Source organism: Chitinophaga sancti (assembly GCF_034087045.1).
GTDB classification, from domain to species: domain Bacteria; phylum Bacteroidota; class Bacteroidia; order Chitinophagales; family Chitinophagaceae; genus Chitinophaga; species Chitinophaga sancti_B.
In genome coordinates this window covers 4,806,137-4,832,939 of the sequence record NZ_CP139247.1, presented here as the reverse complement: position 1 = coordinate 4,832,939, position 26,803 = coordinate 4,806,137, and the positions used below count along the sequence as shown (strand labels likewise).

The 26,803-nt window shown below is 44.2% G+C and carries 25 protein-coding genes; 17 read left to right on the top strand and 8 right to left on the bottom strand.

Going from position 1 to position 26,803, the window contains the following annotated elements; translation table 11 throughout:
* Positions 1–41: 41 nt before the first annotated feature.
* Complete coding sequence (gene adhE, locus SIO70_RS19765) at positions 42–2,672, bottom strand: bifunctional acetaldehyde-CoA/alcohol dehydrogenase (RefSeq protein ID WP_320573575.1); 2,631 nt, start codon at positions 2,670–2,672, stop codon at positions 42–44.
* Between the two features lie 215 nt (positions 2,673–2,887).
* On the opposite strand from adhE, the gene SIO70_RS19760 reads away from it, so the two are divergent.
* Entirely contained in the window at positions 2,888–3,649 is a 762-nt protein-coding gene (locus tag SIO70_RS19760) for a phosphatase PAP2 family protein (RefSeq protein ID WP_320573573.1), read from the top strand.
* A gap of 143 nt (positions 3,650–3,792) precedes the next feature.
* On the opposite strand, the gene SIO70_RS19755 is transcribed toward SIO70_RS19760, so the two are convergent.
* Positions 3,793–4,965 carry a macrolide family glycosyltransferase gene (locus SIO70_RS19755; RefSeq protein WP_320573571.1) on the bottom strand — a complete coding sequence of 391 codons (1,173 nt, stop codon included), beginning with the start codon at positions 4,963–4,965 and terminating at the stop codon, positions 3,793–3,795.
* Between the two features lie 246 nt (positions 4,966–5,211).
* Between SIO70_RS19755 and SIO70_RS19750 the strand changes: the two genes are divergently transcribed.
* The 8 genes from SIO70_RS19750 to SIO70_RS19715 all read left to right on the top strand — a co-directional run bounded on the left by SIO70_RS19750 (position 5,212) and on the right by SIO70_RS19715 (position 12,923).
* Positions 5,212–6,213 (top strand): sensor histidine kinase, encoded by a 1,002-nt coding sequence (locus SIO70_RS19750; protein ID WP_320573569.1) that lies wholly within the window; start codon positions 5,212–5,214, stop codon positions 6,211–6,213.
* Positions 6,210–6,965 (top strand): LytTR family DNA-binding domain-containing protein, encoded by a 756-nt coding sequence (locus tag SIO70_RS19745; protein ID WP_320573567.1) that lies wholly within the window; start codon positions 6,210–6,212, stop codon positions 6,963–6,965. Before SIO70_RS19750 ends, SIO70_RS19745 begins: the two co-directional genes overlap by 4 nt.
* 120 nt (positions 6,966–7,085) lie before the next feature.
* Positions 7,086–7,406 (top strand): DUF2147 domain-containing protein, encoded by a 321-nt coding sequence (locus SIO70_RS19740; protein ID WP_320573565.1) that lies wholly within the window; start codon positions 7,086–7,088, stop codon positions 7,404–7,406.
* A gap of 10 nt (positions 7,407–7,416) precedes the next feature.
* Positions 7,417–8,718 (top strand): TolC family protein, encoded by a 1,302-nt coding sequence (locus SIO70_RS19735; RefSeq protein ID WP_320573563.1) that lies wholly within the window; start codon positions 7,417–7,419, stop codon positions 8,716–8,718.
* A gap of 361 nt (positions 8,719–9,079) precedes the next feature.
* Positions 9,080–10,180: an efflux RND transporter periplasmic adaptor subunit gene (locus SIO70_RS19730; RefSeq protein ID WP_320573562.1), complete on the top strand. Its 1,101-nt coding sequence runs from the start codon at positions 9,080–9,082 to the stop codon at positions 10,178–10,180.
* Position 10,181: 1 nt separating this feature from the next.
* Complete coding sequence (locus SIO70_RS19725) at positions 10,182–11,426, top strand: ABC transporter permease (RefSeq protein WP_320573560.1); 1,245 nt, start codon at positions 10,182–10,184, stop codon at positions 11,424–11,426.
* A 10-nt stretch (positions 11,427–11,436) separates the two neighbouring features.
* Positions 11,437–12,135: an ABC transporter ATP-binding protein gene (locus tag SIO70_RS19720; RefSeq protein ID WP_320573558.1), complete on the top strand. Its 699-nt coding sequence runs from the start codon at positions 11,437–11,439 to the stop codon at positions 12,133–12,135.
* Complete coding sequence (locus tag SIO70_RS19715; protein WP_320573556.1) at positions 12,132–12,923, top strand: DUF6268 family outer membrane beta-barrel protein; 792 nt, start codon at positions 12,132–12,134, stop codon at positions 12,921–12,923. The genes SIO70_RS19720 and SIO70_RS19715 overlap by 4 nt, the downstream gene beginning before the upstream one ends.
* On the opposite strand, the gene SIO70_RS19710 is transcribed toward SIO70_RS19715, so the two are convergent.
* Positions 12,920–13,810 carry an AraC family transcriptional regulator gene (locus tag SIO70_RS19710; protein WP_320573554.1) on the bottom strand — a complete coding sequence of 297 codons (891 nt, stop codon included), beginning with the start codon at positions 13,808–13,810 and terminating at the stop codon, positions 12,920–12,922. The genes SIO70_RS19715 and SIO70_RS19710 overlap by 4 nt on opposite strands.
* A 9-nt stretch (positions 13,811–13,819) precedes the next feature.
* Positions 13,820–14,638, bottom strand: coding sequence for an SDR family oxidoreductase (locus tag SIO70_RS19705; protein ID WP_320573552.1), 819 nt, complete (start codon positions 14,636–14,638; stop codon positions 13,820–13,822).
* A gap of 97 nt (positions 14,639–14,735) precedes the next feature.
* On the opposite strand from SIO70_RS19705, the gene SIO70_RS19700 reads away from it, so the two are divergent.
* From SIO70_RS19700 to SIO70_RS19685, 4 genes are all read left to right on the top strand, one after another.
* The gene (locus SIO70_RS19700) at positions 14,736–15,827 is read left to right on the top strand and encodes an alpha/beta hydrolase (protein ID WP_320573549.1); all 1,092 of its coding nucleotides are present in this window, start codon (positions 14,736–14,738) and stop codon (positions 15,825–15,827) included.
* Positions 15,828–16,042: 215 nt separating this feature from the next.
* Positions 16,043–16,756, top strand: a complete 714-nt coding sequence (locus SIO70_RS19695) for an SDR family oxidoreductase (protein WP_320573548.1) — start codon at positions 16,043–16,045, stop codon at positions 16,754–16,756.
* Between the two features lie 131 nt (positions 16,757–16,887).
* Positions 16,888–17,778 carry a helix-turn-helix transcriptional regulator gene (locus SIO70_RS19690; RefSeq protein ID WP_320573546.1) on the top strand — a complete coding sequence of 297 codons (891 nt, stop codon included), beginning with the start codon at positions 16,888–16,890 and terminating at the stop codon, positions 17,776–17,778.
* 47 nt (positions 17,779–17,825) lie between these two features.
* The gene (locus SIO70_RS19685) at positions 17,826–19,427 is read left to right on the top strand and encodes a sigma 54-interacting transcriptional regulator (RefSeq protein WP_320573544.1); all 1,602 of its coding nucleotides are present in this window, start codon (positions 17,826–17,828) and stop codon (positions 19,425–19,427) included.
* Here SIO70_RS19685 and SIO70_RS19680 read toward each other — a convergent pair.
* The 3 genes from SIO70_RS19680 to SIO70_RS19670 all read right to left on the bottom strand — a co-directional run bounded on the left by SIO70_RS19680 (position 19,413) and on the right by SIO70_RS19670 (position 22,684).
* A complete protein-coding gene (locus SIO70_RS19680; protein WP_320573542.1) occupies positions 19,413–20,345 on the bottom strand; it encodes a ring-cleaving dioxygenase in 933 nt (310 codons plus the stop codon). The genes SIO70_RS19685 and SIO70_RS19680 overlap by 15 nt on opposite strands.
* Before the next feature lie 192 nt (positions 20,346–20,537).
* Positions 20,538–20,786, bottom strand: coding sequence for a hypothetical protein (locus tag SIO70_RS19675; RefSeq protein ID WP_320573540.1), 249 nt, complete (start codon positions 20,784–20,786; stop codon positions 20,538–20,540).
* 56 nt (positions 20,787–20,842) lie between these two features.
* The gene (locus SIO70_RS19670) at positions 20,843–22,684 is read right to left on the bottom strand and encodes a glycoside hydrolase family 2 protein (RefSeq protein ID WP_320573538.1); all 1,842 of its coding nucleotides are present in this window, start codon (positions 22,682–22,684) and stop codon (positions 20,843–20,845) included.
* 153 nt (positions 22,685–22,837) lie between these two features.
* Here SIO70_RS19670 and SIO70_RS19665 point away from each other — a divergent pair, with 153 nt between their 5' ends.
* The 3 genes from SIO70_RS19665 to SIO70_RS19655 all read left to right on the top strand — a co-directional run bounded on the left by SIO70_RS19665 (position 22,838) and on the right by SIO70_RS19655 (position 25,456).
* Positions 22,838–23,386 (top strand): hypothetical protein, encoded by a 549-nt coding sequence (locus SIO70_RS19665; protein WP_320573536.1) that lies wholly within the window; start codon positions 22,838–22,840, stop codon positions 23,384–23,386.
* A gap of 127 nt (positions 23,387–23,513) precedes the next feature.
* Positions 23,514–24,191, top strand: coding sequence for a response regulator transcription factor (locus SIO70_RS19660; protein ID WP_320573535.1), 678 nt, complete (start codon positions 23,514–23,516; stop codon positions 24,189–24,191).
* A complete protein-coding gene (locus tag SIO70_RS19655) occupies positions 24,188–25,456 on the top strand; it encodes a sensor histidine kinase (RefSeq protein WP_320573533.1) in 1,269 nt (422 codons plus the stop codon). Before SIO70_RS19660 ends, SIO70_RS19655 begins: the two co-directional genes overlap by 4 nt.
* Here the strand turns inward: SIO70_RS19655 and SIO70_RS19650 are convergent.
* A complete protein-coding gene (locus SIO70_RS19650) occupies positions 25,425–25,838 on the bottom strand; it encodes an EamA family transporter (protein WP_320573531.1) in 414 nt (137 codons plus the stop codon). The genes SIO70_RS19655 and SIO70_RS19650 overlap by 32 nt on opposite strands.
* 203 nt (positions 25,839–26,041) lie before the next feature.
* Here SIO70_RS19650 and SIO70_RS19645 point away from each other — a divergent pair, with 203 nt between their 5' ends.
* Positions 26,042–26,680, top strand: a complete 639-nt coding sequence (locus SIO70_RS19645) for a response regulator transcription factor (RefSeq protein WP_320573529.1) — start codon at positions 26,042–26,044, stop codon at positions 26,678–26,680.
* Positions 26,681–26,803: the final 123 nt, after the last annotated feature.

Sequence of the window (26,803 nt, the reverse complement as noted above, 5' to 3'; positions counted from 1 at the left end):
TAGCTGGCCGTGTCAGCAGCCAGCTACAGATGTATAGCAGATTAAGCTCCCATCGGTGCTTTGATCTTCGCATTGGTAGGCTCAACTTTCTGAGCACCTTCATACACCTTGATATAGATCTTTTTCATTTCACTGATCAGTGGGTAGCGGGGGTTAGCCGGTGTACACTGGTCATCAAATGCCTGTTCAGACATCGTATCAAGTGTTGCATAGAACTTGCTTTCTGACACACCGAATTCTTTGATGCTCTTAGGAATACCTACCTGAGCTTTCAGTTTTTCGATGGCTTCACACAGCAGTTCTACTTTTTCCGCATCGTTCTTACCGCCCAGTTGCAGGTAGTCCGCGATACGGGCATAGCGCCAGCGTGCATTTGGATATTTGTACTGAGGGAAGGCAGCCTGTTTGCGTGGGTTCTCAACAGCATTGAAGCGGATCACTTCAGTGATGAGCATACCGTTCGCAACACCGTGTGGCACGTGGTGGGTAGCACCCAGTTTGTGTGCCAGTGAGTGGCAGATACCGAGGAAAGCATTGGCGAATGCCATACCAGCGATGGTAGAAGCGTGTGCCATTTTTTCTCTTGCTTTCACATTGGTCTTACCTTCGTTGTAAGCAGCAGGCAGATATTTGAAGATGAGGCGGATGGCTTCGAGTGCCAGACCGTTGGTGAATTCACTGGCCAGCACGGATACATAAGATTCCAGTGCGTGGGTGAGTGCATCGATACCGGAAGCAGATGTCAGGCTCTTAGGCATGTTCATCATCAGTTCGGCATCAACGATCGCCATATCAGGAGTCAGTTCGTAGTCAGCCAAAGGATACTTGATACCTGTATTTTCGTCAGTGATCACCGCGAAAGGAGTCACTTCAGAACCAGTACCGGCAGAGGTAGGAATTGCGACGAAGCTGGCTTTGATACCCATTTTAGGGAAGTGATAAACGCGTTTGCGGATATCCATAAAACGCATGGCCAGGTCTTCGAATTTTTCTTCAGGATGTTCGTAGAGTACCCACATGATCTTAGCAGCATCCATTGGTGAACCACCACCTAAAGCGATAACAGCATCAGGTTGGAAGCTGGCCATTTCTGCAGCACCTTTTCTTGCACAGATAAGTGTTGGATCAGGTTCAACATCGAAGAATACAGTGTGAGCAATACCCAGTTCGTCCAGGATCTTGGTTACCTTTTCAGCATAACCCAGGCTATAGAGTACTTTATCAGTTACGAGGAATACTCTTTTCTTACCTTCGTCTTTCAGTTCCCTGAGGGCAACTGGCAGACAGCCATATTTGAAATATACTTTTTCAGGTACTTTGAACCAAAGCATGTTTTCTCTTCTTGCAGCTACGCTCTTAATGTTTAGTAAATGCTTAACACCAACGTTTTCGGAGACAGAGTTACCGCCCCATGAACCACAACCCAGGGTGAGGGATGGAGACAGTTTGAAGTTGAAGATATCACCAATTGCACCCTGAGAAGAAGGCATGTTGATGATGGTACGGCCAGTCTTCATGGCAGCGCCGAACCTGTTTACCCTGTCCTGAGAAATGGTAGGATCGGTATACAGCACGGAGGTGTGACCGAAACCTCCCAGTTTAACGAGGCGGGTAGCCTTGTTCAGGGCTTCATCGAAGTCTTTCGCTTTGTACATGGCCAGTACGGTAGACAGCTTTTCATGGCTGAATGGTTCGTCCAGTTCAACAGAAGTCACTTCCCCGATCAGGATCTTGGTGTCTTCAGGAACGGTGATACCAGCCAGGGCAGCGATCTTTACAGCAGCCTGACCTACGATATTGGCATTCAGCACGCCATTGATCAGGAGCAGTGCACCTACTTTGCTTGTTTCAGCTTTGCTGAGGATGTAAGCACCACGGTCGATGAATTCTCTTTTTACTTCTTCATACACTTTTTCAACAACGATCACGCTCTGTTCGGATGCGCAGATCATACCATTGTCAAAAGTTTTGGAGAGCAGGATGGAATTCACGGCCATCTTAAGGTGTGCAGTTTCGTCAATGATAGCGGGCGTATTACCGGCGCCTACACCGATGGCAGGTTTACCGGAAGAATAAGCGGCTTTGACCATACCGGGACCTCCGGTAGCCAGGATAAGATCAGCTTCTGCCATCACCATCTGGGATGATTCAACGGATGGTTCTTCGATCCAACCGATGATATCTTTTGGCGCTCCGGCTTTAACGGCTGCATCCAGTATGATCCTTGCCGCTGCTATTGTGGAATTTTTAGCTCTTGGGTGTGGTGAGAAAATAATGCCATTGCGGGTCTTGAGTGCAATCAGTGCTTTAAAGATAGCGGTGGAAGTTGGGTTCGTAGTAGGAACTACAGCCGCAATCACACCGATTGGCTCAGCGATTTTGGTGATGCCAAAGGCTTCATCCGTTTCGATGATGCCGCATGTCTTTTCATCTTTGTACTGATTATAGATATACTCAGATGCAAAATGGTTCTTTATCACTTTATCTTCCACCAGGCCCATGCCGGTCTCTTCCACCGCCATTTTAGCGAGGGTGATACGGGCATTATTAGCCGCTATGGCAGACTGGCGAAAGATCTCATCAACCTGTTCCTGGGTGAAAGTGGAAAACTGGGTTTGAGCCTTCCGTATCCTTTCAATCTTGTCGATTAAATTTTTTGAATTAGGTTCCATGTTAGAGGAGTTGATATTGATAAATAATTCCACTACAAAGGTGGGTAGAAGGGGAATTATAACCGATGACGGGGTTGGCATAAGTCATTGATACAAATCAGTGACGATGAGCAGGAAGACCCTGATTCAGAAAAAACAGTTTTTCTACAGAATTATTTTACTATTTTGTACTCAGACTTATATACCTGATGAAATTTTACGGCCTACAACTGTTAATGCTACTAGTAGCAGCGGAGAGCTCGTATGGACAGACCATAGCTCCTGCTAAAGAAGATACTGTTCAACCTGTACTGTCTTTGGAGCATCCAAATGCACATTATAAGGTGAATCCCGGACCTATCCTCGCCTCTGCAATTATGATCGGCTATGGTGCCGCTACCTTCCATGTACGACCTTTACATGATCTGGACCTGTCAACCAGGCATGAGATCAGGGAGGACAATTCCCGCTTTCATACTACTATTGACAACTATTTACAGTATTCGCCCATATTTGGGGTGTATGCCCTGAATGCCATGGGGATTCATGGAGCGCATAGCTTTAAGGACAGGACGATTATACTGGGAATGTCATCTTTGTTGGTATGTGGTACGGTGACAGGGTTAAAAACATTGACCCACAGGGAAAGGCCTGATGGTAGTGCGGCGAACTCCTTTCCTTCCGGACATACGGCGACGGCTTTTATGAGTGCGGAGTTTATGCGGATGGAGTATAAGGATGTGAGCCCGTGGATAGTGGTGGGAGGCTATATGGCGGCAACAGCAACGGGGGTGTTGAGGATGTATAATAACCGGCACTGGTTGAGTGATGTAGTGGCGGGCGCTGGTGTGGGTATATTGAGTACCCAGGCGGCTTACTGGTTGTATCCGAAGATAGAGAAGGGGTTGTCAGGGAAAGGGAATACCAGCACCATGGTGATGCCTACCTATGATGCTGGTACGAAATCAGCGGGGATTAGCCTTGTGTATATACATTGATGTTAGGAACTGCGGTTAATTATGTAAGCTGCTGTGCATGGCGCAAGCAGGAATTGGTCTTTTTTGTATATCATTGATATAAATGTATTCGTTGAAGTAAGCTACTGAACATAACACGAACAGGACTTAGGATTTTATTTATATCATTGATGGATGCTATTGTGCACTGAATATATGTATTCATTGATGTAAGCTACTGCCTTTGGATAACCACCTGCTGCTTTAAAAGAGTCACTGATCTTTTGCATATTGACTGCATATGAAGGATCGCGAAGCACCTTTTCGACAGCATCCTGCAGTATAGCAGGTGTGAGTGTGGTATGATCCAGTGAAATGGTAGCGCCCAATGCAGCGGTTCTCCCGGCGAGATCGGGTTGATCTGCGCCGAGAGGAATGGCTACAAAGGGAACATTGTTGTACAGCAGATCACTAATACTATTCATGCCGGCGTGGGTAATGGCTACGTCGGTATGTTGCAGAATGGCCAGCTGTGGGATATAATGACGAACAATAAAATTGTCCGGAATTTTAAACCTGGATAAATCAACATTATAAGCAGCCATAACGACCATAACATCTTTGCCTGCGAATGCGTCAAAAAAGATCTGGTAAAGGTCGTGGTTGAAATTGCTGAATACGGTGCCGAGAGAAATGTAAATGACTTTCCTGTCTTTTAATAGTTTAAAAGGAAAGTCGGTTTGCTCTTTCCGGTCAAATACAGGAGGGCCTACAAAGCGGTAGGTGTCGCCAGACAATTGATCTTCCGGTACAAAATAGCGTGAAGAATAAACAAGGTTTAAACCACCCAGATTAATCAATGTAGCAACAAATTTCCCGGGTAAGTTTACATTATATTTTGTCTTTATTTCCTCACGCATTACAGCGTATTCCGGTGGTGTAGGAAACGCTTCAGCATGTTCCAGAAAATCGTTCAATCCTAAAAAGATACCTAATGAAGAAATCGCAGGTATTTTCAGCAATTGTTTGAATACTTCTGTGAATGGAAATGGGGTGGAATGAATGATGTAATCGAAATGTATATTGCTTGTTTTTAGTAAGATATCATCAATAATGTTCGTTGCCTCTCTCATGATCTGTAACATGGGATCTTCTTCCCCTTCAACTTCCGGTTTAAATAAATCCAGGTCTACCAGGTATCGTTGATACATAGCACCGGTGGCTTCAATTTTCTGCCTGAATGGTTCGGTGGCGAAGTAGATCACTTCATTCCCGTTTTTAATCAACTCGGTGACGAGGCCAATAGTAGGGTTCACGTGGCCGTGAGAAGGAACACTCAGGAATAATACTTTTGACATGTAGTGTTGTTTTGTAAGAATGTAGACGGGGTTGTTGAAAATATATTTTAAAAAATGAGAAAATAATTTGTAAAGGTGTTGAAGAAGCGGGAGCAGCAATGAGGAATTGAAAGGAATTTGGGGGGTGGCAGCTGAATAGTTGCATTTGAAAGCTTGCAGCTGAATGTCTGCCCGTTTCGGGCATTAAATTGCCCTTTTGAACCTGATAATTGTCCTAAACCTGTGATACTATTGTATCTTTAACCCGTGAAAAAACATGATGGCTACTTTGGCATGCTTATCTCTGCATGCATCGCTATATTAGCAACATTTCCAAGAATGCTCCGCATGGAGCAGTTTTCATTGTGGGCCATAGCCCATATTTTCCTTCATTCCTTTTTATTTGGATTGATTTGCTGGTTCCTGCATAACTGGTTTATCCGGGAAACCCTGCACCGGAAAAAGGAAGATAAAATCATAGTGGCGCTAACATCCATTGCAATGGTAGCATTATTGATCTATCCTTACAATTACCTGATGTCTTTCCTATACGACGTGTCCGAAGGCATATTGGAAATTCCACTGGCAAGGAAACAATACATGATGCTCCTGAGAGGAGTGGTAACAAGCGGACTATTCTATTTTATCCAACATCATAAAATGGTGGTGTTTCAGAAACAGGAAAGTCAGCTTGAAATAGAAAGACTGAAACAGGCACAGTTAGAAGTAAGTTTGAATTCTCTGAAAGAACAGTTAAGTCCTCATTTTCTATTTAATACCCTTAATACCCTTAGCACCCTCACCTCTGAAAAGCATGTCAAGGACTTTGTGAATGAATTATCCAATATCTACAGGCATGTATTACAACATAAGCAAAAGGACACTGTTACACTGACACAGGAACTGAATTTCATTCACTCTTATGTGTACATATTAAAAAGCAGGTTTGAGGATGCGATCAATATTGATATTGACATTGCAGAAGCTGATCAGGGATTGCGTATCCCGGCACTAAGCCTGCAACTGCTCATAGAGAATGCAGTGAAGCATAATATGGCTACCAGCTATAAACCACTTAACATAAAATTATTCAGAGAGGGTGATTACCTGGTGGTGCGCAATAACCTGCAACCTAAGAACAGCGTAAGCTATTCAACAGGGACAGGATTACATAATATCCGCCTACGCTACCAGTTATTGTTTAATAAAGAGATTGTCATAGAAAAGACTGCCAGTCACTTCACCGTAAAATTACCATTAGTAGCATGAATGTACTGATAATAGAAGATGAGCCAAGAGCGGCTAAAGAGCTGAAAAATATGATTCAGCAGATAGATGATACGATTCAGGTGGCAGGGATATTGGAATCGGTAGAGCAGGCAAAGGAATGGTTTGCAAATAATGCCCAGCCAGACCTGATCCTTTCTGATATACAGCTGGCAGATGGGTTGAGTTTTGAGATTTACAACCAGGTGCATGTTACCAGTGCGATGATCTTTTGTACCGCATTTGATGAATATCTTATGCATGCATTTGAGACGAATGCGGTAAGCTATTTGCTCAAACCTATTACTATTGAGAAGCTGGAAAAGGCATTGGAGAAATATGAGAGTATGAAGGCGTCATTTGCTGAGCCATTTCCGAATAATTTGCAATCATTGCTGCAGGTGATAAAGCCCGCACATAAGACAGCGCTGCTGGTGAATGAAAAGGAAAAGATTATACCTGTGCAGGTAAAGGATATCGCTTGTATTTATTTGGATAATACGATTTTACAGATCATTACCCTGCAAAATAAAAAATACTTCATTACAGCGACTATGGATGAAACGGAGCGGTTATTGGATCCGTCGGTTTTTTATCGGGCGAACAGGCAGTATCTTATTAATAAAGCGGCTATTGCAAATGCAGAGCGGTATTTTGCAAGGAAATTGGTAGTGAAATTAATAGTGCCTACAGGGGAACAGATTGTAATTAGTAAGGCGAAATCGGGGGATTTTTTGCAATGGCTGGAAAGTTAGTTCCGGTCATGAAACCTGCACCGCCCGCTTTACCCCCTTATCTGCCCGCTTTACCCAGTTAGCCCCCTCCTCCCCCATCTAATTTTGCCAGCTTTGCCTTGTCAAATCAAACAAAGCAAAATGAAAACACTGGCTTTTTTACTTTTACTAATCACCACATCCTTTACTCCGGATACCATCCTTGGTAAATGGACCAATGCCGACAAATCCAAAGAACTGACTTTGGTGAAAAATGGCAATGGATACACAGGCATTTCTGAAGGAAAAGAAATCCTTCAAAACCTCGTCTACGCCAATGGCACCTACACCGGTAAAGTATTCCTCCCAAAACGGCACCAAACCTTCCCCTGCACCATCACACTAAAAGGAGATGACACCATGGAAATCACGGTCAAAGCAGGCTTTATGAGCCAGACCAAAGTTTGGACACGCATAAAATAACAACTCGCATATGAAAATGATTCTCACCGGTATACTCGGCTGCTTTTGTGCACTACCGGTGTCTGCACAGCTCAGCTTCTCATCCGTACAGGACATCTGGAAATATGCCGATGCACACAATATACAGATCACATCGGCCAACGCCAGCGACAAGGAAGCTACCCTGAATATCAGACAAGCAAAGGGCGCCCTGCTACCAACAGTCAGTGCCAACGGCAATTATACAGACAATATCAAATTACAATCGACTTTGATCCCAGCGCATTTATTTGACCAGACCGCACCAGATGGTACTTTTTACGAAGCCACCTTTGGCAAGCGCTACAACTACAATGCAGCCGCCAATGTACAGCTGGACCTGATCAATACCAAAAACTGGTTTGCTATCAAAACCGCGAAACTGGATAAGGAAATTGCCAGCCTCAACATACAGAAAATCAAACGCGATCTGTATGAACAGCTGGCCAATATCTACTACTCCTACCTGCTGGCAAATGAAGCGGAGAAATTAACCTTATTTAACGCTGCCACCATGGATACCGTATTTTCTTCCGTACAGCATAAATACAATGATGGATCTGTGAGTGAAGTTACGATGAACAATGCAGCAATCAACAAAGAAAAGGCGGCAAAAAACCTCCTCACTGCTACTCAAAACAAACTGCTTCAGCTCAATAATCTCCAGCAAATGCTGAATACAGGTGAAAGTATCGGGATCTCTGAACAAAATGCAACTCCTTATATTCCGCAGCCATTCGGTACTGATCCGGATGTAACTATTGCCTACGAGGAATTATTGAAATCCAGGGCACAATGGCAATCTTCAAAAGCAGCTTACGTACCCACGCTATCGGCAGTGTATCAGTACAACAGGTTGATCTCCACGGACCACTTCATGCAGTTCAGTAATAGCAACGACCTGCCGAGTCAATACTGGGGATTGCGCTTGTCTGTACCGATCTTTTCCGGGAATAGCCGCCATTACAACGTACAAAAAGCAAAGATTGATATGGAGCTGAAACAACAGCAATACCAATCTGCAGGATTACAGTCACAACTGACCAATCAAAACATTCTGATCTCTTACAATACCGCATTTAAAGATATGGAAAAGGCAAAAGGGATCCTGGCTATGTACCGTAGTAATGATATACATGCTACACAGCTACTGAACGAGGGGGCTATTTCTATTGATGATCGCCTGAAGTATTATTCAGATATGATTACCAATCAGCAGGAATACCTGCAAAGTATGAGCGATTATTTTATTCAATCTTATCGCCTTCAGATCAGGACTATTAATATCTACTAGGTGAGCGATTATTTTATTCAATCTTATCGCCCTTCAGATCAGGACAATTAATATCTACCAGGTGAGCGATCTCTTTATTTAATCTTATCGCCCTTCAGATCAGGACAATTAATATCTACCAGGTGAGCGATCTCTTTATTTAATCTTATCGCCCTTCAGATCAGGACTATTAATATCTACCAGGTGAGCGATCTCTTTATTCAATCTTATCGCCCTTCAGATCAGGACTATTAATATCTACCAGGTGAGCGATCTCTTTATTTAATCTTATCGCCCTTCAGATCAGGACTATTAATATCTACCAGGTGAGCGATCTCTTTATTTAATCTTATCGCCCTTCAGGACTTTAAACATCTACATCATGAAACACATATTCATCATATCATTCGCAGGCATCACACTACTTTCTTCCTGCAAATCAAAAAACAGCGGCACCGCCGCCCCTATATACGCTCCTATTACCGAAGCTGTATTTGCACCAGGTCACATTGAAGCCGGTGGACAATTTACCCTCACTGCACTCAATGATGGGTATATCACAGATGTACCCGTAACTGAAGGTGACACCGTCACCATTGGACAAATCATTTTCAAACAGGATAATACAACTGCTGCCATCGCTCAAAGATCCGCCACAGAGAACCTCAATATTGCCCGCCAGAACGCCTCCGACAACTCTGCCGTATTAGCACAACTGCAACAACAACTAAACACCGCCACTGAAAAACTGGCAAATGACCTCACACAAAGAGACCGTAATGCCAGGTTATTCGCTACCCGCAGCGTATCCAAAGTAGACTATGACAATGCAGAACTGGCTTACCAATCCTCTCTGCATAGCGTAGAACAGCTCAAACAAAACATCGCTGCAACTAAACTCTCTTTGCAACAAACCCTCATCAATTCCCGCAAAGACCAGGAAACTGCAATAGCAAACACCTCCTATTACAACATCAAATCTCCCGGCAACTATACAGTATATACCCTCCTCAAAAGAAAAGGCGACATGGTACGTAAAGGTGACGCACTGGCTATTTTAGGCAATGCAGGTGGCATGCTCATCTCTCTATCTATTGATGAAGGCAGCATTGCCAAAATCAAACCGGGCCAAACGGTACTGACCGAACTCAATACTGAAAAAGGCAAAACCTATACCGGTCATGTAAGTAAGATCTATCCCAGCTTTGACGACCAGTCACAAGCCTATACCATAGAAGCAACTTTTGACACCTTACCAGCTGGTTTGATGAATGGTACCTTATTGCAGTCAAATATCATTGTCGCTCACAAAGACAAAGCACTGCTGGTACCTGCTACCTGCGTAAGCCCGGATGGCAGGGCGCTTATCAAACATGGTAAGAAAACAGATACTATCCAGCTAAAAACAGGCATCTTGTCTACCGATTATGTAGAAGTTCTAGGTGGTATCAATGCAGACGATCAACTCATTAAAGCATATTAACATGAATGCAGGCATCAACACCAGGATTGCTTACACTTATATGGTAAGCAAAGTAAAATCAACGCTTGTCGCTGCTTTGGGAGTCACTTTCGGAATTGGTATGTTCATCTTTATGAACTCCCTGATCACAGGCACCAATGAATATTCAGAAAAAACAATGCTGAGTGCAACGCCACATATCAGGTTGTACAATGATAACAAAATCAGTAATACCAATATGCTCAACCGTTACCTTGGCACTAATACCATCAATCTGATTTCCAATCCTCAGCTGGTACCACAGGATAATAGGATCATGAATCCAGATGTTGTTGCGACCGAACTCAATAAGCGAAAAGAAGTCATTGCTCTTAGTAAACAGGTTACTGCCAATATCATCTATAGCAAAGGAAATGTACAGGAAAACGGGACCATCTTTGGCGTCAACATCGCAGAACAGGATAAAATGTTCGACATCACGTCCAATATGATCGCGGGTAAAACACAATCTGTTGCTGATAATCCCAACAATATCATCATCGGGATAGGTCTGTCTCAAAAGCTTAACCTGAAAATGGGAGACTATGTCAGGATCACAACCAGTACGGGGCTGGCGAAAACACTACAGGTTTCCGGCATTTTCAAAACCACTATCAAAAACGTGGATGAAACAAAAACGTATGTGAGTCTGCCGGTAGTACAGCAACTACTGCAAAAAGACAGAGCTTATATTACTGATATTTATGTGAATGTTAAAAACTATTCAAAGGCTACTGAAACAGGCAACAGTATGGCACAACAAACCGGGTACACGTCCGAATCCTGGCAGCAGAGTAACGAGCAATCATTAGCAGGTAAGAAGATCAGGGATATCATTGCCAACTCTGTCATCTTTACTATTCTACTGGTGGCGGGCTTTGGGATTTACAATATTCTGAACATGGTGATCTATGAAAAAATCAAGGAGATTGCGATACTCAAAGCCACCGGGTTTCAGGGGAGGGATGTGATTAGCATCTTTATACAACAGGCATTGTTGATTGGATTGGTAGGTTCTGTGATGGGATTGATCGTAGGGTGGGGTATATCATACCTGTTATCCAAATTCTACTTAGGGTTGGGGAATGTGACATATCTGCCTATGACCTTCCTGCCTAAACATTATATACAGGGAGCGATTTTCGGGATACTGACTTCCTTCTTTGCTGGTTACATCCCAGCACGCAAGGCATCAAAAGTTGATCCTGTTTCCATTATCAGAAGTTAAAATTATTGAGATGAGTATCGCATTGAAAGCTGACAAAATCAGCAAATACTTTTATACACCAGAAAAATTCAAAGTCTTGTCCGATGTAAGTTTTGAAGTACAAAAAGGCGAGTTTGTATCAGTGATCGGCAAGTCTGGTTCTGGCAAATCTACCATGCTCTACATCCTATCCACCATGGATACCGACTATACCGGCAACCTGGTGTTGAATGATCAACAGATCACAGGTAGTTCGGTCAACATGCTGGCGGCTTTCAGGAATGAGCACCTGGGCTTTGTATTCCAGTTCCACTACCTGTTACCAGATTTCACCTGTCTGCAAAATGTAATGATCCCTGCATTGCGGCTAAGGAAACTCTCCCCGGCAGAAATTGAACACAATGCATATGAAAAGCTGAAAACGCTTGGACTGGCAGATCAGGCACTGAAAACTGCTTCCCGCATATCAGGTGGTCAGCAGCAGCGTGTGGCAATCGCTCGTGCCCTGATCAATGAACCAGCTATCATTATGGGAGATGAGCCAACCGGTAACCTGGATAGCCGGAATACAGCGGTGGTGTTCGACATCTTCAAACAGTTGGCAGCAGAACATAATAAGACAATTATTACCGTAACGCACGATAATGACTTTGCTGCCAAAAGCGATCGGATTATCGAAATGAAAGACGGAGTTATCATTAGTCATGACCGTAAACCAGAAGAGCTATGAGGTATATCATAATTGCATTTGTATTACTGTCAGGTAGTACTTTGTACGCACAGGGTATTAGTTATACCTATGATAGTGGGGATTACAGCGCGCAAACATTTAGTGCCAATGCGCGTTTCCCATTGTATAAAAGCTTATTTGGGAATGTCATGTATCGCCACCTGACTTTGGAGGATTATACGTTACAGTCAATTGCTGCGCAGCTCTTTTACAACATCAGGTTCTCTGAGAAAAAATCGCTGGTACTGATTGGCACAGGAGGCTTATACTATGAGGGATGGCGATATGGTGCAGGGTTTCGTTACCTGTACAAGCATTCTGAAAAATTGAAGACAGGTATTGGGTTGATGTATAATAAGCAGTTCTTCGGCAATCAGGTCATTCCTTTTTGGGATGTAAAATATGAGCCAACGGCTAAATGGACTATATCAGGGTTATTCCCGATCAAACCGAAAATAATGTACCACTTTAATAAAACTGTCAGCGCTGGTTTTGAGATCAATGGCGAAGCCAGTAGCTACCGGATGTCTACAACCTATTTACGGAATAACCAGTGGACGGGGTTGTGCAGGTTTGAATGGGGCTTTACAAAAAACCTGTTGCTGAGTGCAGGTCTTGGCAGGAACTTCATCAACAGGTACCAGTTTTACGACAATAATACAAAGAATGGCTGGACGATTATCACTATTCCATTAGGTGAAAAAGCACAACCAATTTACGAGCGGACATCGAAAGGTCTTAGTGCGACTATTGGTATTTCTTTACGTGTGAACAGGGATATTCCTTAAGCATGCTCCCCAACCGACCTAAAACCCGAAGGCGCCTGCCCCGTATGTTTTTTAAAAAAATGACTAAAGTGGGCAGGGTCTTCAAAACCCAGGCTATACCCAATTTCCGCCACATTCCACTCCGAATGCTTTAATAAAATAGTCGCCTCTGTCACCAATCTTTCTGCAATTAAACTGGACGTAGACTTCCCTGTAGTCGTTCTCAACGCCCGATTCAACGAATTCACATGCACCCCTAACTGCGCCGCAAAGTCCGCCGGAGACTTCAACTCAAACTGCTGACTCAGGTGCTCGATCGGAAACTGCCTGTCCAGCAATTCATTAAATACCCCCGTAATGCGAACGCTGGCATCCGTTTGCAAATGACGCTTTGCCACTGGCTCCATCCGCATTGCATAATGAAGAATATCAATAATACAATTCCGGATCAGGTCATCCTTATAAGCATAATCTGAATTAAACTCCTGCGCCATTCTTTCAAATAGCTGCGCTATCGCTGCTGCCTGCATAGCATCCAACTCATATACAGGATGCGCTCCCGGGGCAAACAATGGTAGCTCTTTGATATTCCTTCTGAAATATTCCGCCAGGTACGCTGCTTTAAAAATGAAATATTGCCCGATGGCCGGGCCATCGGGCATATCTACGGTGTAAGGTACATCCGGACTGAATATAGCCAGCGCATCCCCATTCACTTCCAGCGATTGATCACCATAGTGCAACAAGGTACGCCCCCGCATAAAACTCACTTTGTAAAAGTCCCTGCGCCGGTATGGCTGAGGATCCATACGGAGACAATCGTCATACCGGAGCAGGTTAAATACTAAAGGCTGGCTATTGATAGCTCTGTTTATATAGAAATCTTCTATCGATTCAGGCTTTTTCATACACCGAATTTACACATTCTTTGGCACCCAATGTTCCTGCATATAATCATGATACCCCTCCTCGCCTGACATCCTCACCTGCATGAACGCTTTGGCATCTTCACCTGCCAGGTACCTTAAACGGGAAGTACCATCGGTAGCAGCCTCATAAATCACTTCAGCCACTTGTGTAGCGGTTGTTCTCTCCATAGTTTTGCTACCCCACAGGTTCAGAAAACCCTGTACAAAAGCATCATAATCAGTTATTCCCGGATTCCCGGTAAAATTAGCCGCTGTATCAAACCCGGTAGCAATGGCACCCGGTTCTACCAGTTTTACTTTGATATTGAGTGCAGCCAGTTCGTACGCCAGTGACTCAGAGAATCCTTCTACGGCAAACTTACTCGCATGATACATGCTTACAATCGGATAGGTAATACGACCGCCTATACTGGATACATTAATAACAGTACCGGCTTTATTCGCCCTGAAGTGTGGCAGGATCGCCTGGGTCAGGTTCATCACACCAAACACGTTTACATCGAACTGCTGTTTGATTTGTGCATCTGTCGCCAGTTCAAACGGACCGAATAACCCATACCCCGCATTATTAAGTAGCACATCGATCTTTCCAAATCTTTTAATACCTTCAGCAATCACGGGCTGCATGCTTTCTTTTTCCTGTACATCCAGCCTGGTGACAAATACATTATTTAATGTCGTTAATGCTGTTTCTTTTTCCGGCGAACGCATAGTAGCGATGACGTTCCAACCCCTGGCAGCAAAATATTGTGCAGCCGCTTTTCCAATACCGGCAGATGCCCCGGTGATCAATATTGTCTTGTTCATGATTTGTTTATTTTTTGATAACAAGACAAAATTAGCCCGGAATACAGGGCCGGAATTGTCTCCATGAAACCAATACTTGTATAAATCAAACAGCGCTATGAATAAAACCTTTTGGACCTTATTATTACTGTTATGTCAATTATCGGTTTATGCCCAGCCAGACAGCCTCAAACCCGGACTGAACCGCGCTAAACAATACCTGGCCGACTTTGGAAAGATCGTTAGTCCCAATGGTATCCAGGAAAACTACACGGCCCAAATTGGTGGCATCAACCAATGGATCTACACCCGGGGGCAGGACAAAGACAATCCCGTGATTCTTTTCATCCATGGAGGGCCGGCTTCTCCTATTTCCCCTGTGATGTGGATGTACCAGCGGCCACTGGAAGAGTACTTTACCATGGTCACCTACGACCAGCGCGGTGCGGGAAGGACATTCCTGAATATCCCCCCGGATTCAATCGCGAATACCATTCACATTGAGAATTATGTAAATGATGCCATCGCCATCGCCGAAATGGTCATCCAACGCTATCATAAAAAGAAAGTTATTCTCATGGGGCATAGCTGGGGAACAATTGTGGGCATGAAAGCTGCACTGAAAAGGCCGGATTTGTTTTATGCTTATATCGGCATCGGGCAGGTCCTCAATACCCGGGAAAATGAGCACTTTAGTTATGCATATGCAGTTGCTACTGCACAACAGCATCATAACGACACGGCATTAAATGAGTTAAAAAGTATTGCACCTTATCCCGGTGATCAGCCTATTACAAGAGAGAAGATCATTATTGCGAGAAAATGGGCGCAATATTATGGTGGGCTGAGTGCCTACAGGCAGCACTCCCGGTATTTTTTTGCCGGCCCGTTTATCTCGCCGGAATATAGTTTTGATGATGTAGATGCTATTGACAATGGGAACCTGTTTACACTGGGTAAAATCCTGCCTGAGTTTTTGGAGGTGGATCTGAAAGGGGTGAAATCATTCCCTATTCCCGTGTTTATGTTTATGGGCAGACATGATTATACCACGCCAAATGAACCGACGGAAGCCTGGTTAAAAGCTGTAAAAGCGCCGATCAAAAAGGGGATCTGGTTTGAAAACGCTTCTCATTTGGTCATGTTTGAAGAACCGGGAAAGTTGCTATTCAGTCTGGTGAATGAGGTGCGGCCTTTGGCTACTAAATAATTTTAGGATAAGATTCATGTTTGCAATGATTATGAAGTTAATCTTAGGATAAAATCCTGGTTCGCTGTGGTTATGGAATTAACATCAGGATAAATTCCTTACTCGCAGTGACTACGGAATTAACTTTAGACCCACTTTGCCTGAAATAACATTTTGGCTACACCTTTTACATTTTTGGCTACTATTCTCAGCGCTGTACCCCTGATCTTTGTAGCATGATAAAAGATAAAGTAATCGCCATCACCGGCGCCAGCAGTGGCATAGGCGAAGCCACTGCCCTGCTGCTGGCCGCCCAGGGGGCTAAAGTTGTACTTGGCGCCCGCAGAATTGACAGGTTAGCTGAAGTTGCTGCTAAAACAGGGGGAATTTACATGTCACTGGATGTTAAAAAGAGAGGAGATCTGGCTGATTTCGTGCAATTTGCCCTGGATCACTACGGTAAGTTAGATGTCCTGATCAATAACGCCGGAATCGGGCCTATTTCGCCCTTAGACGAGCTTCGGGTGGAAGATTGGGATGATATGATCGATGTCAACTTCAGGGGGGTGCTTTATGGCATTGCCGCCGCCCTGCCGGTATTTAGAAGACAAAATTCCGGGCATTTCATCAATACTATCTCTACCGCTGGTTTGCAAATTGTGCCTACCATGGCAGTTTATGCAGCTACTAAAAATGCGGTGCGTACTGTAGCAGATGCTCTCAGGCAGGAAGCCGGCCCTACCATCAGGGTGACCAGTGTCTCTCCGGGGTATATTAAAACAAACTTTTCAGATTCCATGACCAATCTGGATATCAAGGAGGCCACCAGGGCGCGGGCGGAACAGATTGCCATCTCCCCGGATGCTATTGCACGGGCTATTGCGTTTGCTATTGACCAGCCTGCAGATGTAGATGTGAATGATATTGTGATCAGGCCTACTGCCCAGTAACATTGCGTTTGCTAGTGACCAGCACACAGATATAGAAATAAACAATATCCTGATCTGCCCAATAACATCGGGTGGCCAGCCCTGCAAATGCTGCCACTCCCTCTACGCAATAAAATCCGTAGCTTCAATACATGGAACCACTCCAATTCACCAGTATTTCAGCCTTGCTGCGCCGCCTGGACCTTCCAGCGCCGCAGCATCCCCTGATCGCACTGGTCCCAACAGGCAATATCAAAGTACACCCCAACGATGTAGGCAAAAGGGTGGTCACTAACTTATATAAGATCTCTTTCAAAATCGACTTCAAAGGAAAGATCCCCTATGGCCAAGGCTATTACGACTTTGAAGAAGGCGGATTATCATTCACCTCCCCGAATCAAATGTCCGCACCTGCCCGCGACATCTCCGATTATGAAGGATACACACTATTCTTCCACCCTGATTTCTTACTCAACTATCCCTTATCGAAATCCATACATCAATATGGCTTCTTTTCTTACGCAGTTGCTGAAGCCCTCTATCTGTCCGACAAAGAAAAGAAACTCATCTCCGCCATCTTCGACGCCATGCTACTGGAACTAGAAAATAATATCGACCATTTCAGTCACGACGTGATGATTTCCCAATTAGAATTATTATTGAATTATAGTAATCGTTTTTATAACCGACAGTTCATTACCCGCAAAACCCTCTATAATGACCTTATATGTCAAATGAACACGTATATTTCCACCTCTTTTAATACGTCTTCTCACCTCCCCACCGTACAGGAAGTTGCAGATCACCTGCAAGTCTCCCCCCGTTACTTAAGCGATATGCTCAAATCCCTTACTGGTATGAGTACACAACAACACATCCATCACCAGCTCATTGAAAAAGCCAAAGAAATTCTCACCTCCACAAACGCCACTATTGCCGAAATTGCCTATCAGTTAGGCTTCGAACATCCGCAATCCTTTAACAAATTATTCCGACAAAAAACAAATACCTCCCCTCTCGCCTATCGAAAATCAGGCTATTAAATCTGCGATTGATTTACTACTTTCGTTGTAGAACACAACTTTCGATTATGGATTGGAAACAACCTATCATCGTCTCGCATCATCAACTGCTGGAGCAAATTTCCCTCAGGGAAAAAGAGAAGTCAACTTTACTCTTTCTCAGTAACAGGATTGCTGCTGCTCAAAAACGGGATGAACTGTGGACCGTGATCACTGATCAATTGCTTTCACTATTTGGCGGGAAATACTATACACTGTGCCTGATCAATGAAGATGGTAAGACACATTCACCTTTCCTCCACACAAATGAAGGCACTATTAAAAAAAGAGTGGATGAAAGTCCCATTATGCACAAAGCACACGACATCGAAGATGGCATCTTCAATATCGCGCTGAATGCTGATGAACCTATTATATATGATGTCAAAAAACTAATCCGCAATAAGAATGTGCCGCCATACATCATTCACTGGCACAATTCAGGTATCCGCGAAATGATGGTCACAAAAATCAGTAATGCCAATCAACCAAAAGGCTTGCTGTACCTGTACGCGGACGAATACGGCGCTTTTTCGCCCAACCAGTTTGACCTGCTCACTGGCATTGCAGATATGCTGGGCCTGGGTATCAGCAATATCCTGGCGAATGAAAAAATAGCCAGTCAGCAAATAGAAATTGAACAACTAAAAGGTGGCAGACACTACTTAAACCAGGGCAACAGCCCTGCTCAACTGATCGGTTCTTCGCCGGAAATTCAAAAGATATATAAATTGATTTCCCTTGTCGCTACGGCTGACAGTACGGTTATCATTACCGGCGAAACGGGTACAGGCAAGGAACTGGTAGCCACTGCCATTCATCAGGCATCCCCCCGCGCCCAACAGGAAATGATCCGGGTTAACTGCGCCGCCATTCCCGCTACCCTCATCGAAAGTGAACTATTTGGTCATGAAAAAGGGAGCTTTACCGGGGCAATGGATAAGCGGATCGGGAAGTTTGAACAGGCAGATAACAGTACCATCTTTTTAGACGAAATAGGCGAACTTTCGCTGGAACTACAGTCAAAACTGCTCAGGGTATTACAGGAGAGAGAAATAGAGCGGATAGGTGGCAAAGGCAGCATTCGTGTGAATGTGCGCATCATTGCCGCTACTAACAAAAACCTGGAAAAAGAAGTTCAGGCCGGCCGGTTCAGAAGTGATTTATTTTACCGGCTGAATGTGTTCCCGGTATCTTTACCACCTTTGCGGCAGCGGAAGGAAGACATTCCCATGCTGGTAACACACTTCATCAATCGCTACGCCCAGGAAACCCGTAAGAAAGTCACAAACATCAGCCAGAAGGCGCTCAATAGCCTGCTGAATTATACCTGGCCGGGGAATATCAGGGAACTGGAACATCTTATTGAAAGAGCAGTATTGCTCTGCACCGGCACCACCATCAGCCAGGTTAACCTGCCGGTAAATCAACCTGCCATCCGGGAAGATAACTTTGAAATCATTCCGCTGGCAGCCATGGAACGGGAGTACATCCTCAAGGTCTTAAAGATCTGCAAAGGCAAGGTCTCCGGTCCCAATGGTGCTGCAATCATGCTGGGTTTACCCCCCACCACACTGATATCAAAAATGCAGAAATTAAATATTAAAAAAGAGCTATTACTTGTAAGCTGACAAATCAATACTGATCGGTGCCAACTGGGACTCCAGCGTAGTACGCTGCGGTTCCAGCCATTCCGGCAACATCAGTTGCTCTCCCAGGTGCGCAGGCGCCTCATCCACACTAAAGCCTGGCAATGCCGTCGCTACTTCAAACAATACCCCACCCGGTTCTCTGAAATAGATGGACTGAAAATACTTACGATCCAATATAGGTGTAGCATTCATACCAATACCCGTGATCTTTTGGCGAATGCTGGTTTGCGCCCCGCTATCAGGTGTCGAAAAGGCAATGTGATGCACGGTACCACTGCCAGATAAACCTTTCAGGCTATCAGGCATGCATACCAGGTCTACATAATTACCCGGTTTATCATTCGCCGCAAAACGGAAACGATTGCCCTTTTCTGCGATCAGTACGTGATCTAACTGGGTGGTCAAAAGGCCCGCTGTACGCTCATACCCTTCTTCCCATATTTCTACACTGTAAAAACCCCGGATCGAATGCGCATCCCCCTTCCTATCATCCTTATCATTAAAGATCAGTTCCAGCCCTAAACCATCTGTATCTTCGAGGTATACAGCCAGTTCTCCTTCAAAACGCGCTACCGGTGGCTTGTGTGCTATACCAAAGCGTTTCAGCCTTTCCAGCCAGTAATTCAGACTCGCCAGGGGTACGGAGAAAGCAGTGGTATTCAACATCCCTTTGCCCTGACGACCCTGCTTCAATCCTTCGTACGGGAAGAAAGTCATGATACTACCAGGAGCACCTGCTTCATCTCCATAATATAAATGGTATACACTGTTTGCGTCAAAATTTACTGTCTTCTTTACCAGTCTTAAGCCCAGTATGCCTGCATAAAATTCGAGGTTCTTCTGCGAACTGCCGGCAATAGCGGTTACATGGTGAATGCCTGTTACAAGATTCTTCATGGGGTGTAATTTAAATCTCACAAAACGCAATAATAATTAAATCGATAAATTATACAACAAAACCGATAAAAAATAAAGGAGGCCATATCTGAGAAAGATACAGCCTCCTTTAATTCGGGTACTTAAAGAAGATAAGTCCTTTAAGCAATTCGGAGAAGGTTTATTTATTTTTAAAACACGCTCCTTCCCATATCAACAAGTCGAAAAATCTGAAGAAAAATTACCATTCACCGCCTGCAACTGATCTACCCGGATTTCAGTCTGGTCCTCCAACCTGAGCCAGTGTTTACCCTCCTTTTCATACACACTTTCGATGATACCCCCAGCTCTTGTAGGTCCGTGATCGTCGTACAATATGGATGCTTTTTCTTTTTTCTCAAAGAGCTCCATAATGAGCGGGTAGAATGATTCTCCTGGTAAGATTAATTTGCCTGGTTCCACGGTATTTATTTTACTTAAAGATAAAACTATTTCAGGTGATACCGTTTATGAATAACCTATTTTACCTTTACCTGGTACAATTTACGATTCTCCTCGCTCAACTGCTGCACAGGGAATTTATCCACCTTTCTGTCATACGTCATAAAACCGTTTACTTCACCCTCTACATCCGTAGTTTGTGTATACACGGCTGCAGACAGCCCCAATGGAATCAGCGCTGCTAATCTATCCGTAAAGGTTTTATATTTCTTAAACATCTCTTCGCTGTTTTTGAAAGACTGATACCCCCAGTTCTTATTCCCCTGCCAGTTATGACCTTCCAACGGTAAACCCAATCCACCAAACTCACCTAATACCAGGATCTGTTTTTTACCAAATACATCCGGTCTCGGCATAGCAGGATGTGGATAGTTGTGCAGGTCAATGATATGCCCCGTTTCGTAGAAGTTACCACCACTTGCACTGTTTACAAGCCTGGATGGATCTTTTTGCATAGTCCATGCGGTGATCTCTACTGTTTTGAACTGCCCCCATGCTTCGTTGAATGGTGTCCAGACTACAATACAAGGGAAATTGTACGCAGCATCCATTATAGCATTCCATTCTTTGCGATAGTAGCCTTCTGATTCTGGCGTACGATTTTTGTCTGTACCACGGTCTAATATTCCCGGCCTGTTCTCCCAGCCATTACCCAGGTCACCGCTTGGCATATCCTGCCAGAGCAGCATCCCTTTCTGATCACAATATGCGTAGTAAGTAGCAGGTTCCAGTTTGATGTGCTTCCTGATCATGTTAAAGCCCATCTTCTGTAGCTGATCAATATCGTACACCATCGCTTCGTGTGTAGGCGCGGTGTACAAACCGTCAGGCCACCATCCCTGGTCCAGCGGACCGTATTGAAATACAAACTCATTGTTCAGCATCATACGCTGAATCCCGTTCTGATCCGGTGCCATAGATATTTTGCGCATGGCAAAATAACTCTTCACTGCATCCACAGGTTTGTTTTTACGTATAAGCGTTACCTTCAGGTCATATAAGAAGGGATGGGTGACAGACCATAGTTTTTCATGCTGCAAAGTCAGCACAGCTGTCGCAGATGGCGCTACTTCCTGCATAGCGATCACATTGCCGCCATCCAGTACTTCTACCTTTACCTGGTCGCCAGCCTGCGCACCTGCTACATTCGTGCTGACGCTGATGGTATGATGATCGATATCAGGCGTGTTCTTTGTAGATGTGATATAGGTTTTAGGCACTGCTTCCAGCCAAACCGTCTGCCAGATACCGGTTACAGGGGTATACCAGATACCTTCAGGGTGCTTTACCTGTTTACCACGAGGCTGAGGACCGTCATCTGTCGGATCCCATACGCGCACGGTGATCTCCTGTTTCGCACCACTCTTAAGGAATGGGGTGATGTTGATAGAGAAAGGATCGAAGCCCCCTTCGTGTTTGCCGGCACTTTTGCCGTTTACGAAGACTTCAGTCTGCCAGTCAACCGCGCCGAATTGCAGCAGGATTTCTTTGCCTTTCATGGCGGCAGGAATACTGATGTTTGTATTGTACCATAAAAGACTATCCTTGCCGACGGTGCGGCCTACGCCGGACAATGCCGATTCTACGGCGAATGGAACAAGGATACTGCCTTCGTATTTTGCGGGTTTATCCTGCGTAGCAGGCGTGATGGCATAGCTCCATAAGCCGTTCAGGTTTTTCCAGTTATTATCGCGCACCAGCTGTGGACGTGGATATTCCGGCAAAGGGGCATTTGGATCTACTTTTTCCGCCCATGGCGTAACGATCCTGTCCCTGATTAAATGCCAGTTGTTTTGCTGTGCTTGAACAGCGTAACTCATGCAACCTAACATGAGTAAGGAGTAAGTGAACTTTTTCATAAAAATCGTGATCTGAGTATAACGTGCATGAAATAAATGAGGTCAAAAGGTATAAAATATTATGCAAAGGTGTACATGTTCGAAAAATCCTATTTTTTCGCACTTTAGTCCTTAACAGTCTGCGGGCTTGTTCCGACCTTTGCATCATGGAAAATGGTAGACGAAGACGTAGACATCTTTGATTGTACAGTACCCTGGCACCTGAAAAAAGAAATGCAAAGGGTACAGTCTAAAGAAATAGATGCGATACCTTACCTAACTGAATCGTATAAAAAACAACCTATGAATCACGAATCAATTATCTGGAACTACATTCGTTCCAACCATGTACTCAGTATTACCAGCTTTCATAATGGAGATGTCTGGGCGGCCAATCTATTCTACGCATGCGATTATGAGCAGAAAAGGTTACTGTTTATGACTTCTGAGATCAATACAAAACATGGTGCATTGATGTTGGCAAACAGTCATGTAGTGGGTACTATCTGTGATCAGACCGTTGACGTAGCACAGTTAAAAGGGCTGCAATATGCGGGTGTAGCGACCATAATACACACACCGGAAGCCCTGGATGTATATATGCAACAGTTTCCGATGGCGAAACAGCACCAGGAAACACTGTGGATGATTACCTTTACAGCTTTGAAACTGACGGACAACTCCGCTGGTTTTGGCACAAAATACACCTGGAACATTGAATAGCGACCGGCCGGATTGTTAGCTATTTCCCTTCCGGCACCAGCGAACACGACGATGCATAAACGCACGTCTCTACAGAATTTCTACAGTTTTCTTCTCTATTTTCACCCCCAGGTCTAAACCACCACATATGAAAGTATTGATTATTGAAGATGAGAAGAATCTTTCAGACAGCATCTGCCAATACCTGGCTGATGAGAATTTTTTATGTGAGGTAGCAGATACTTTCGATACCGCCCTGGAAAAGATATCCCTGTATGACTATATGTGCATCATTCTTGACATTAACTTACCCGGGGGTAGCGGGCTCGGGTTACTGAAAGAACTAAAAAAGAATAATAAGAACGACGGCGTACTGATTATTTCCGCCCGGAATTCCCTGGATGATAAAGTATTTGGTCTCAAGGCCGGGGCAGACGATTACCTGTCTAAGCCATTTCACCTGCCTGAATTATCAGCCCGTGTAGCAGCCATCATCCGGCGCAAATCTTTCAATGGGAATAATATTATAACATTCGAAGAGCTGCAATTAAACCTTGGAGAAAAAACGGCCATTGTCAATAAACAAATCATTGACCTTACGCGAAAAGAATACGATTTGCTGTTATACTTTATCAGTAACAAAAATAAGGTGATCAGCAAGAATGCCATAGCAGAACATATATGCGGAGACGAAATGGACCTCTCTGGCAGTTATGACTTTCTCTATAGCCACATCAAGAACCTGCGCAAAAAGCTGGTGCAATCTGGTTGTCCCGATTACATCAGGTCTGTGTATGGTATGGGCTATAAATTGTCCCTGTCATGAAATTACTGACCCGGTATAACTATATTAACCTGCTATCCACCATTGCGATCTTCGTGCTTTCCGGTGTCGCATTTTTCTTCGCCCTCCACCTGACCTTATTAAAGCAGATGGATGAAGACCTGCGGATCGAACAGCGGGAAATTACTAATTATGTGGCACTCCATGATATGCTTTTTACTCCCGTGGAAGTGAAAGACCAGGAGACCATCATAGAAAAGACGAAAAGGCCTTATGAGAAAGAAAAATTCAAAACCGTCGAACTGGATCATCATGAGGATTACCGGCAGTTATCTTTTTCTATCCAGGCTGGCGGCGAATGGTATAATGTAATAGTGAGGAAGTCGCTGGAAGCGACCGAGCACATCACCAGAACTGTTTTCGCTATCACTTTTTGTACCATCTTACTCGTCCTGTTTTTGACGGTCGTTATTAATAGTACCATCCTCAGAAAACTATGGCAGCCATTCTATACCTCCCTTGATCTGTTACAACGATTCAAAGTCAATAACCGGGAGCCCTTGGGATTGCCTGCCAGTAACATCGACGAATTTACGTTTATGAACAGTATCCTGGAGCGTACTACTGCCAAAGCCATACAGGATTATGAAAGATTAAAGGAATTTACTGAAAATGCCTCCCATGAATTACAGACACCCCTCGCTATCATCCGGTCCAAACTGGAAATGATGATGCAGGGTGAGAACCTGACGGAATACCAGTTTAACGCCCTGCAAAGTGCCTCAGAGGCGCTCGACAGACTGGCCCGCATGAACCAGTCCCTCCTGTTGCTCACCAAAATAGAAAACGAGCAATTTGACAATAAATCTTTTGTAGACCTGGCACAGATCATACAACAAAAGGCTGCGCAGTTTGTAGAGATCTGGCAGGATAAATCACTGAATATCTCACTGGACGTAAAGGCCGTGCAGTTACACGCTAATAAGGAGCTGATTGAATTGCTGCTAAATAACCTGTTCAGCAACGCGACCCGGCATAATTATGAAAACGGGTATATTCTGATCACGTTAAGTCAACGGCGGCTTTGTATTAAAAATACCGGTCATCCTGCGCCATTGAACCGTAAGCACCTGTTCCAGCGATTCTACAACCCTTCCAACAATAGTACCAGTAATGGACTTGGACTGGCGGTGATTCACCAGATCTGTACGGCCAACGGGTTCAAAGTAGATTATGATTATAAAGACGACCTACATATATTCATTGTTACCTTTATTAACGAATCAACACAAACGTACCTGCCATAATCAGCAAGGCGCCGGTAATAGTTTTATAATCCAGACTTTCTTTGAGAAAAATAGCGGAGAGTGCAATGGCAATTGCGACGCTTAACTTGTCTATAGGGGCCACTTTGGAAACCGGGCCGGTGGAGAGGGCTTTAAAATAAAAGATCCAGGAGAGACCTGTGGCCATGCCACTCAGGGTTAAAAACAATAGGTGCTTGCGGGTCAGGGCCTGCAGGTCCTTCACTTCGCCACGAGCAAACACAATCCCCCAGGCAATGATCAGGATCACTACAGTACGGATAGCCGTAGCCACGTTGCTGCTGATGCCCTGTAACCCAAACTTGGCCAGCACAGCCGTCAATCCTGCAAAAAGTGCAGAAAGTAATGCATAATATCTCCACATAAACTAGTAGTTAGGAATGGCTGTATGCCTGATCAGGTGATAAACTCCTATACTGCAAACGATGGCAAAAATGATCAGCGCAAATATAATATAACGAATACAGGTACTATTCATAAAATAAAAGTATAGGCCAATTCTGGAGAAAATCTGATATTTGCCGCCATAACCAGGACCTAAAAAGAAAACCCTCAATTATTACACCAATGATTCAACAGTCAATGTCCCCAAGGTTCAAAATAGGGGTAATCGAAGAAGATACGAATTACCGCCATGAACTGGTCCTCAACATTTCACGTCATACAGACCTTTCCGTATGTTTACACACCGCTACCACAACAGCTGCACAAAGCTTTTTAATGCTACAACCACACCTTGTATTATTGGGTATGCCACCGGGCACACAACAGCGAATAGAAGATATCCCGGTGCTGAAGTCGTTGCAACCAGCTATGCTGCTAGTCGTGATGACGATGGATGAAGATCCGCAGGTGATACAGCAGGCATTTGACAAAGGAGCGGATGGATACATCTTAAAGACGGACCTCTTCCACAATATCACCCGCAAACTGGTGCATATGCTGGAATATGATCAGCCTGTGGTGAGTCACCAGCTGTTTCGGTATATGCTCTATCGCAACAAAGGAGAAAAGCATGTACCACAAACAAACCTGACTAAGAAGGAAAAAGAAATCACGGATCTTGTCCTGGAAGGGTTGCCTTATAAAACGATCGCGGCAAAACTAAATTTAAGTCTGAATACTATACAGTACCACATGAAAAACATATTCTACAAACTAGGTATAAAAACCAAATCAGAACTCTTTAAAATGTTCTACCAATAACTGATTTTCTTGTCTAAACGACACTAAAATATTTTTAAATGGGTAATTCCAAATTACCCAGGGATTCTTATTTTAAAAAACATTATCCTACCATAACTGTAGATGACCATTTTGATAATGCTA

Bases quoted from the DNA above. Each gene is read 5' to 3' on its own strand.
- adhE (WP_320573575.1), bottom strand. From the start codon at position 2,672: ATGGAACCTAATTCAAAAAATTTAATCGACAAGATTGAAAGGATACGG.
- SIO70_RS19760 (WP_320573573.1), top strand. From the start codon at position 2,888: ATGCTACTAGTAGCAGCGGAGAGCTCGTATGGACAGACCATAGCTCCT.
- SIO70_RS19755 (WP_320573571.1), bottom strand. From the start codon at position 4,965: ATGTCAAAAGTATTATTCCTGAGTGTTCCTTCTCACGGCCACGTGAAC.
- SIO70_RS19745 (WP_320573567.1), top strand. From the start codon at position 6,210: ATGAATGTACTGATAATAGAAGATGAGCCAAGAGCGGCTAAAGAGCTG.
- SIO70_RS19740 (WP_320573565.1), top strand. From the start codon at position 7,086: ATGAAAACACTGGCTTTTTTACTTTTACTAATCACCACATCCTTTACT.
- SIO70_RS19735 (WP_320573563.1), top strand. From the start codon at position 7,417: ATGAAAATGATTCTCACCGGTATACTCGGCTGCTTTTGTGCACTACCG.
- SIO70_RS19730 (WP_320573562.1), top strand. From the start codon at position 9,080: ATGAAACACATATTCATCATATCATTCGCAGGCATCACACTACTTTCT.
- SIO70_RS19725 (WP_320573560.1), top strand. From the start codon at position 10,182: ATGAATGCAGGCATCAACACCAGGATTGCTTACACTTATATGGTAAGC.
- SIO70_RS19720 (WP_320573558.1), top strand. From the start codon at position 11,437: ATGAGTATCGCATTGAAAGCTGACAAAATCAGCAAATACTTTTATACA.
- SIO70_RS19715 (WP_320573556.1), top strand. From the start codon at position 12,132: ATGAGGTATATCATAATTGCATTTGTATTACTGTCAGGTAGTACTTTG.
- SIO70_RS19710 (WP_320573554.1), bottom strand. From the start codon at position 13,810: ATGAAAAAGCCTGAATCGATAGAAGATTTCTATATAAACAGAGCTATC.
- SIO70_RS19705 (WP_320573552.1), bottom strand. From the start codon at position 14,638: ATGAACAAGACAATATTGATCACCGGGGCATCTGCCGGTATTGGAAAA.
- SIO70_RS19700 (WP_320573549.1), top strand. From the start codon at position 14,736: ATGAATAAAACCTTTTGGACCTTATTATTACTGTTATGTCAATTATCG.
- SIO70_RS19695 (WP_320573548.1), top strand. From the start codon at position 16,043: ATGATAAAAGATAAAGTAATCGCCATCACCGGCGCCAGCAGTGGCATA.
- SIO70_RS19690 (WP_320573546.1), top strand. From the start codon at position 16,888: ATGGAACCACTCCAATTCACCAGTATTTCAGCCTTGCTGCGCCGCCTG.
- SIO70_RS19685 (WP_320573544.1), top strand. From the start codon at position 17,826: ATGGATTGGAAACAACCTATCATCGTCTCGCATCATCAACTGCTGGAG.
- SIO70_RS19680 (WP_320573542.1), bottom strand. From the start codon at position 20,345: ATGAAGAATCTTGTAACAGGCATTCACCATGTAACCGCTATTGCCGGC.
- SIO70_RS19670 (WP_320573538.1), bottom strand. From the start codon at position 22,684: ATGAAAAAGTTCACTTACTCCTTACTCATGTTAGGTTGCATGAGTTAC.
- SIO70_RS19665 (WP_320573536.1), top strand. From the start codon at position 22,838: ATGGTAGACGAAGACGTAGACATCTTTGATTGTACAGTACCCTGGCAC.
- SIO70_RS19660 (WP_320573535.1), top strand. From the start codon at position 23,514: ATGAAAGTATTGATTATTGAAGATGAGAAGAATCTTTCAGACAGCATC.
- SIO70_RS19655 (WP_320573533.1), top strand. From the start codon at position 24,188: ATGAAATTACTGACCCGGTATAACTATATTAACCTGCTATCCACCATT.
- SIO70_RS19650 (WP_320573531.1), bottom strand. From the start codon at position 25,838: ATGTGGAGATATTATGCATTACTTTCTGCACTTTTTGCAGGATTGACG.
- SIO70_RS19645 (WP_320573529.1), top strand. From the start codon at position 26,042: ATGATTCAACAGTCAATGTCCCCAAGGTTCAAAATAGGGGTAATCGAA.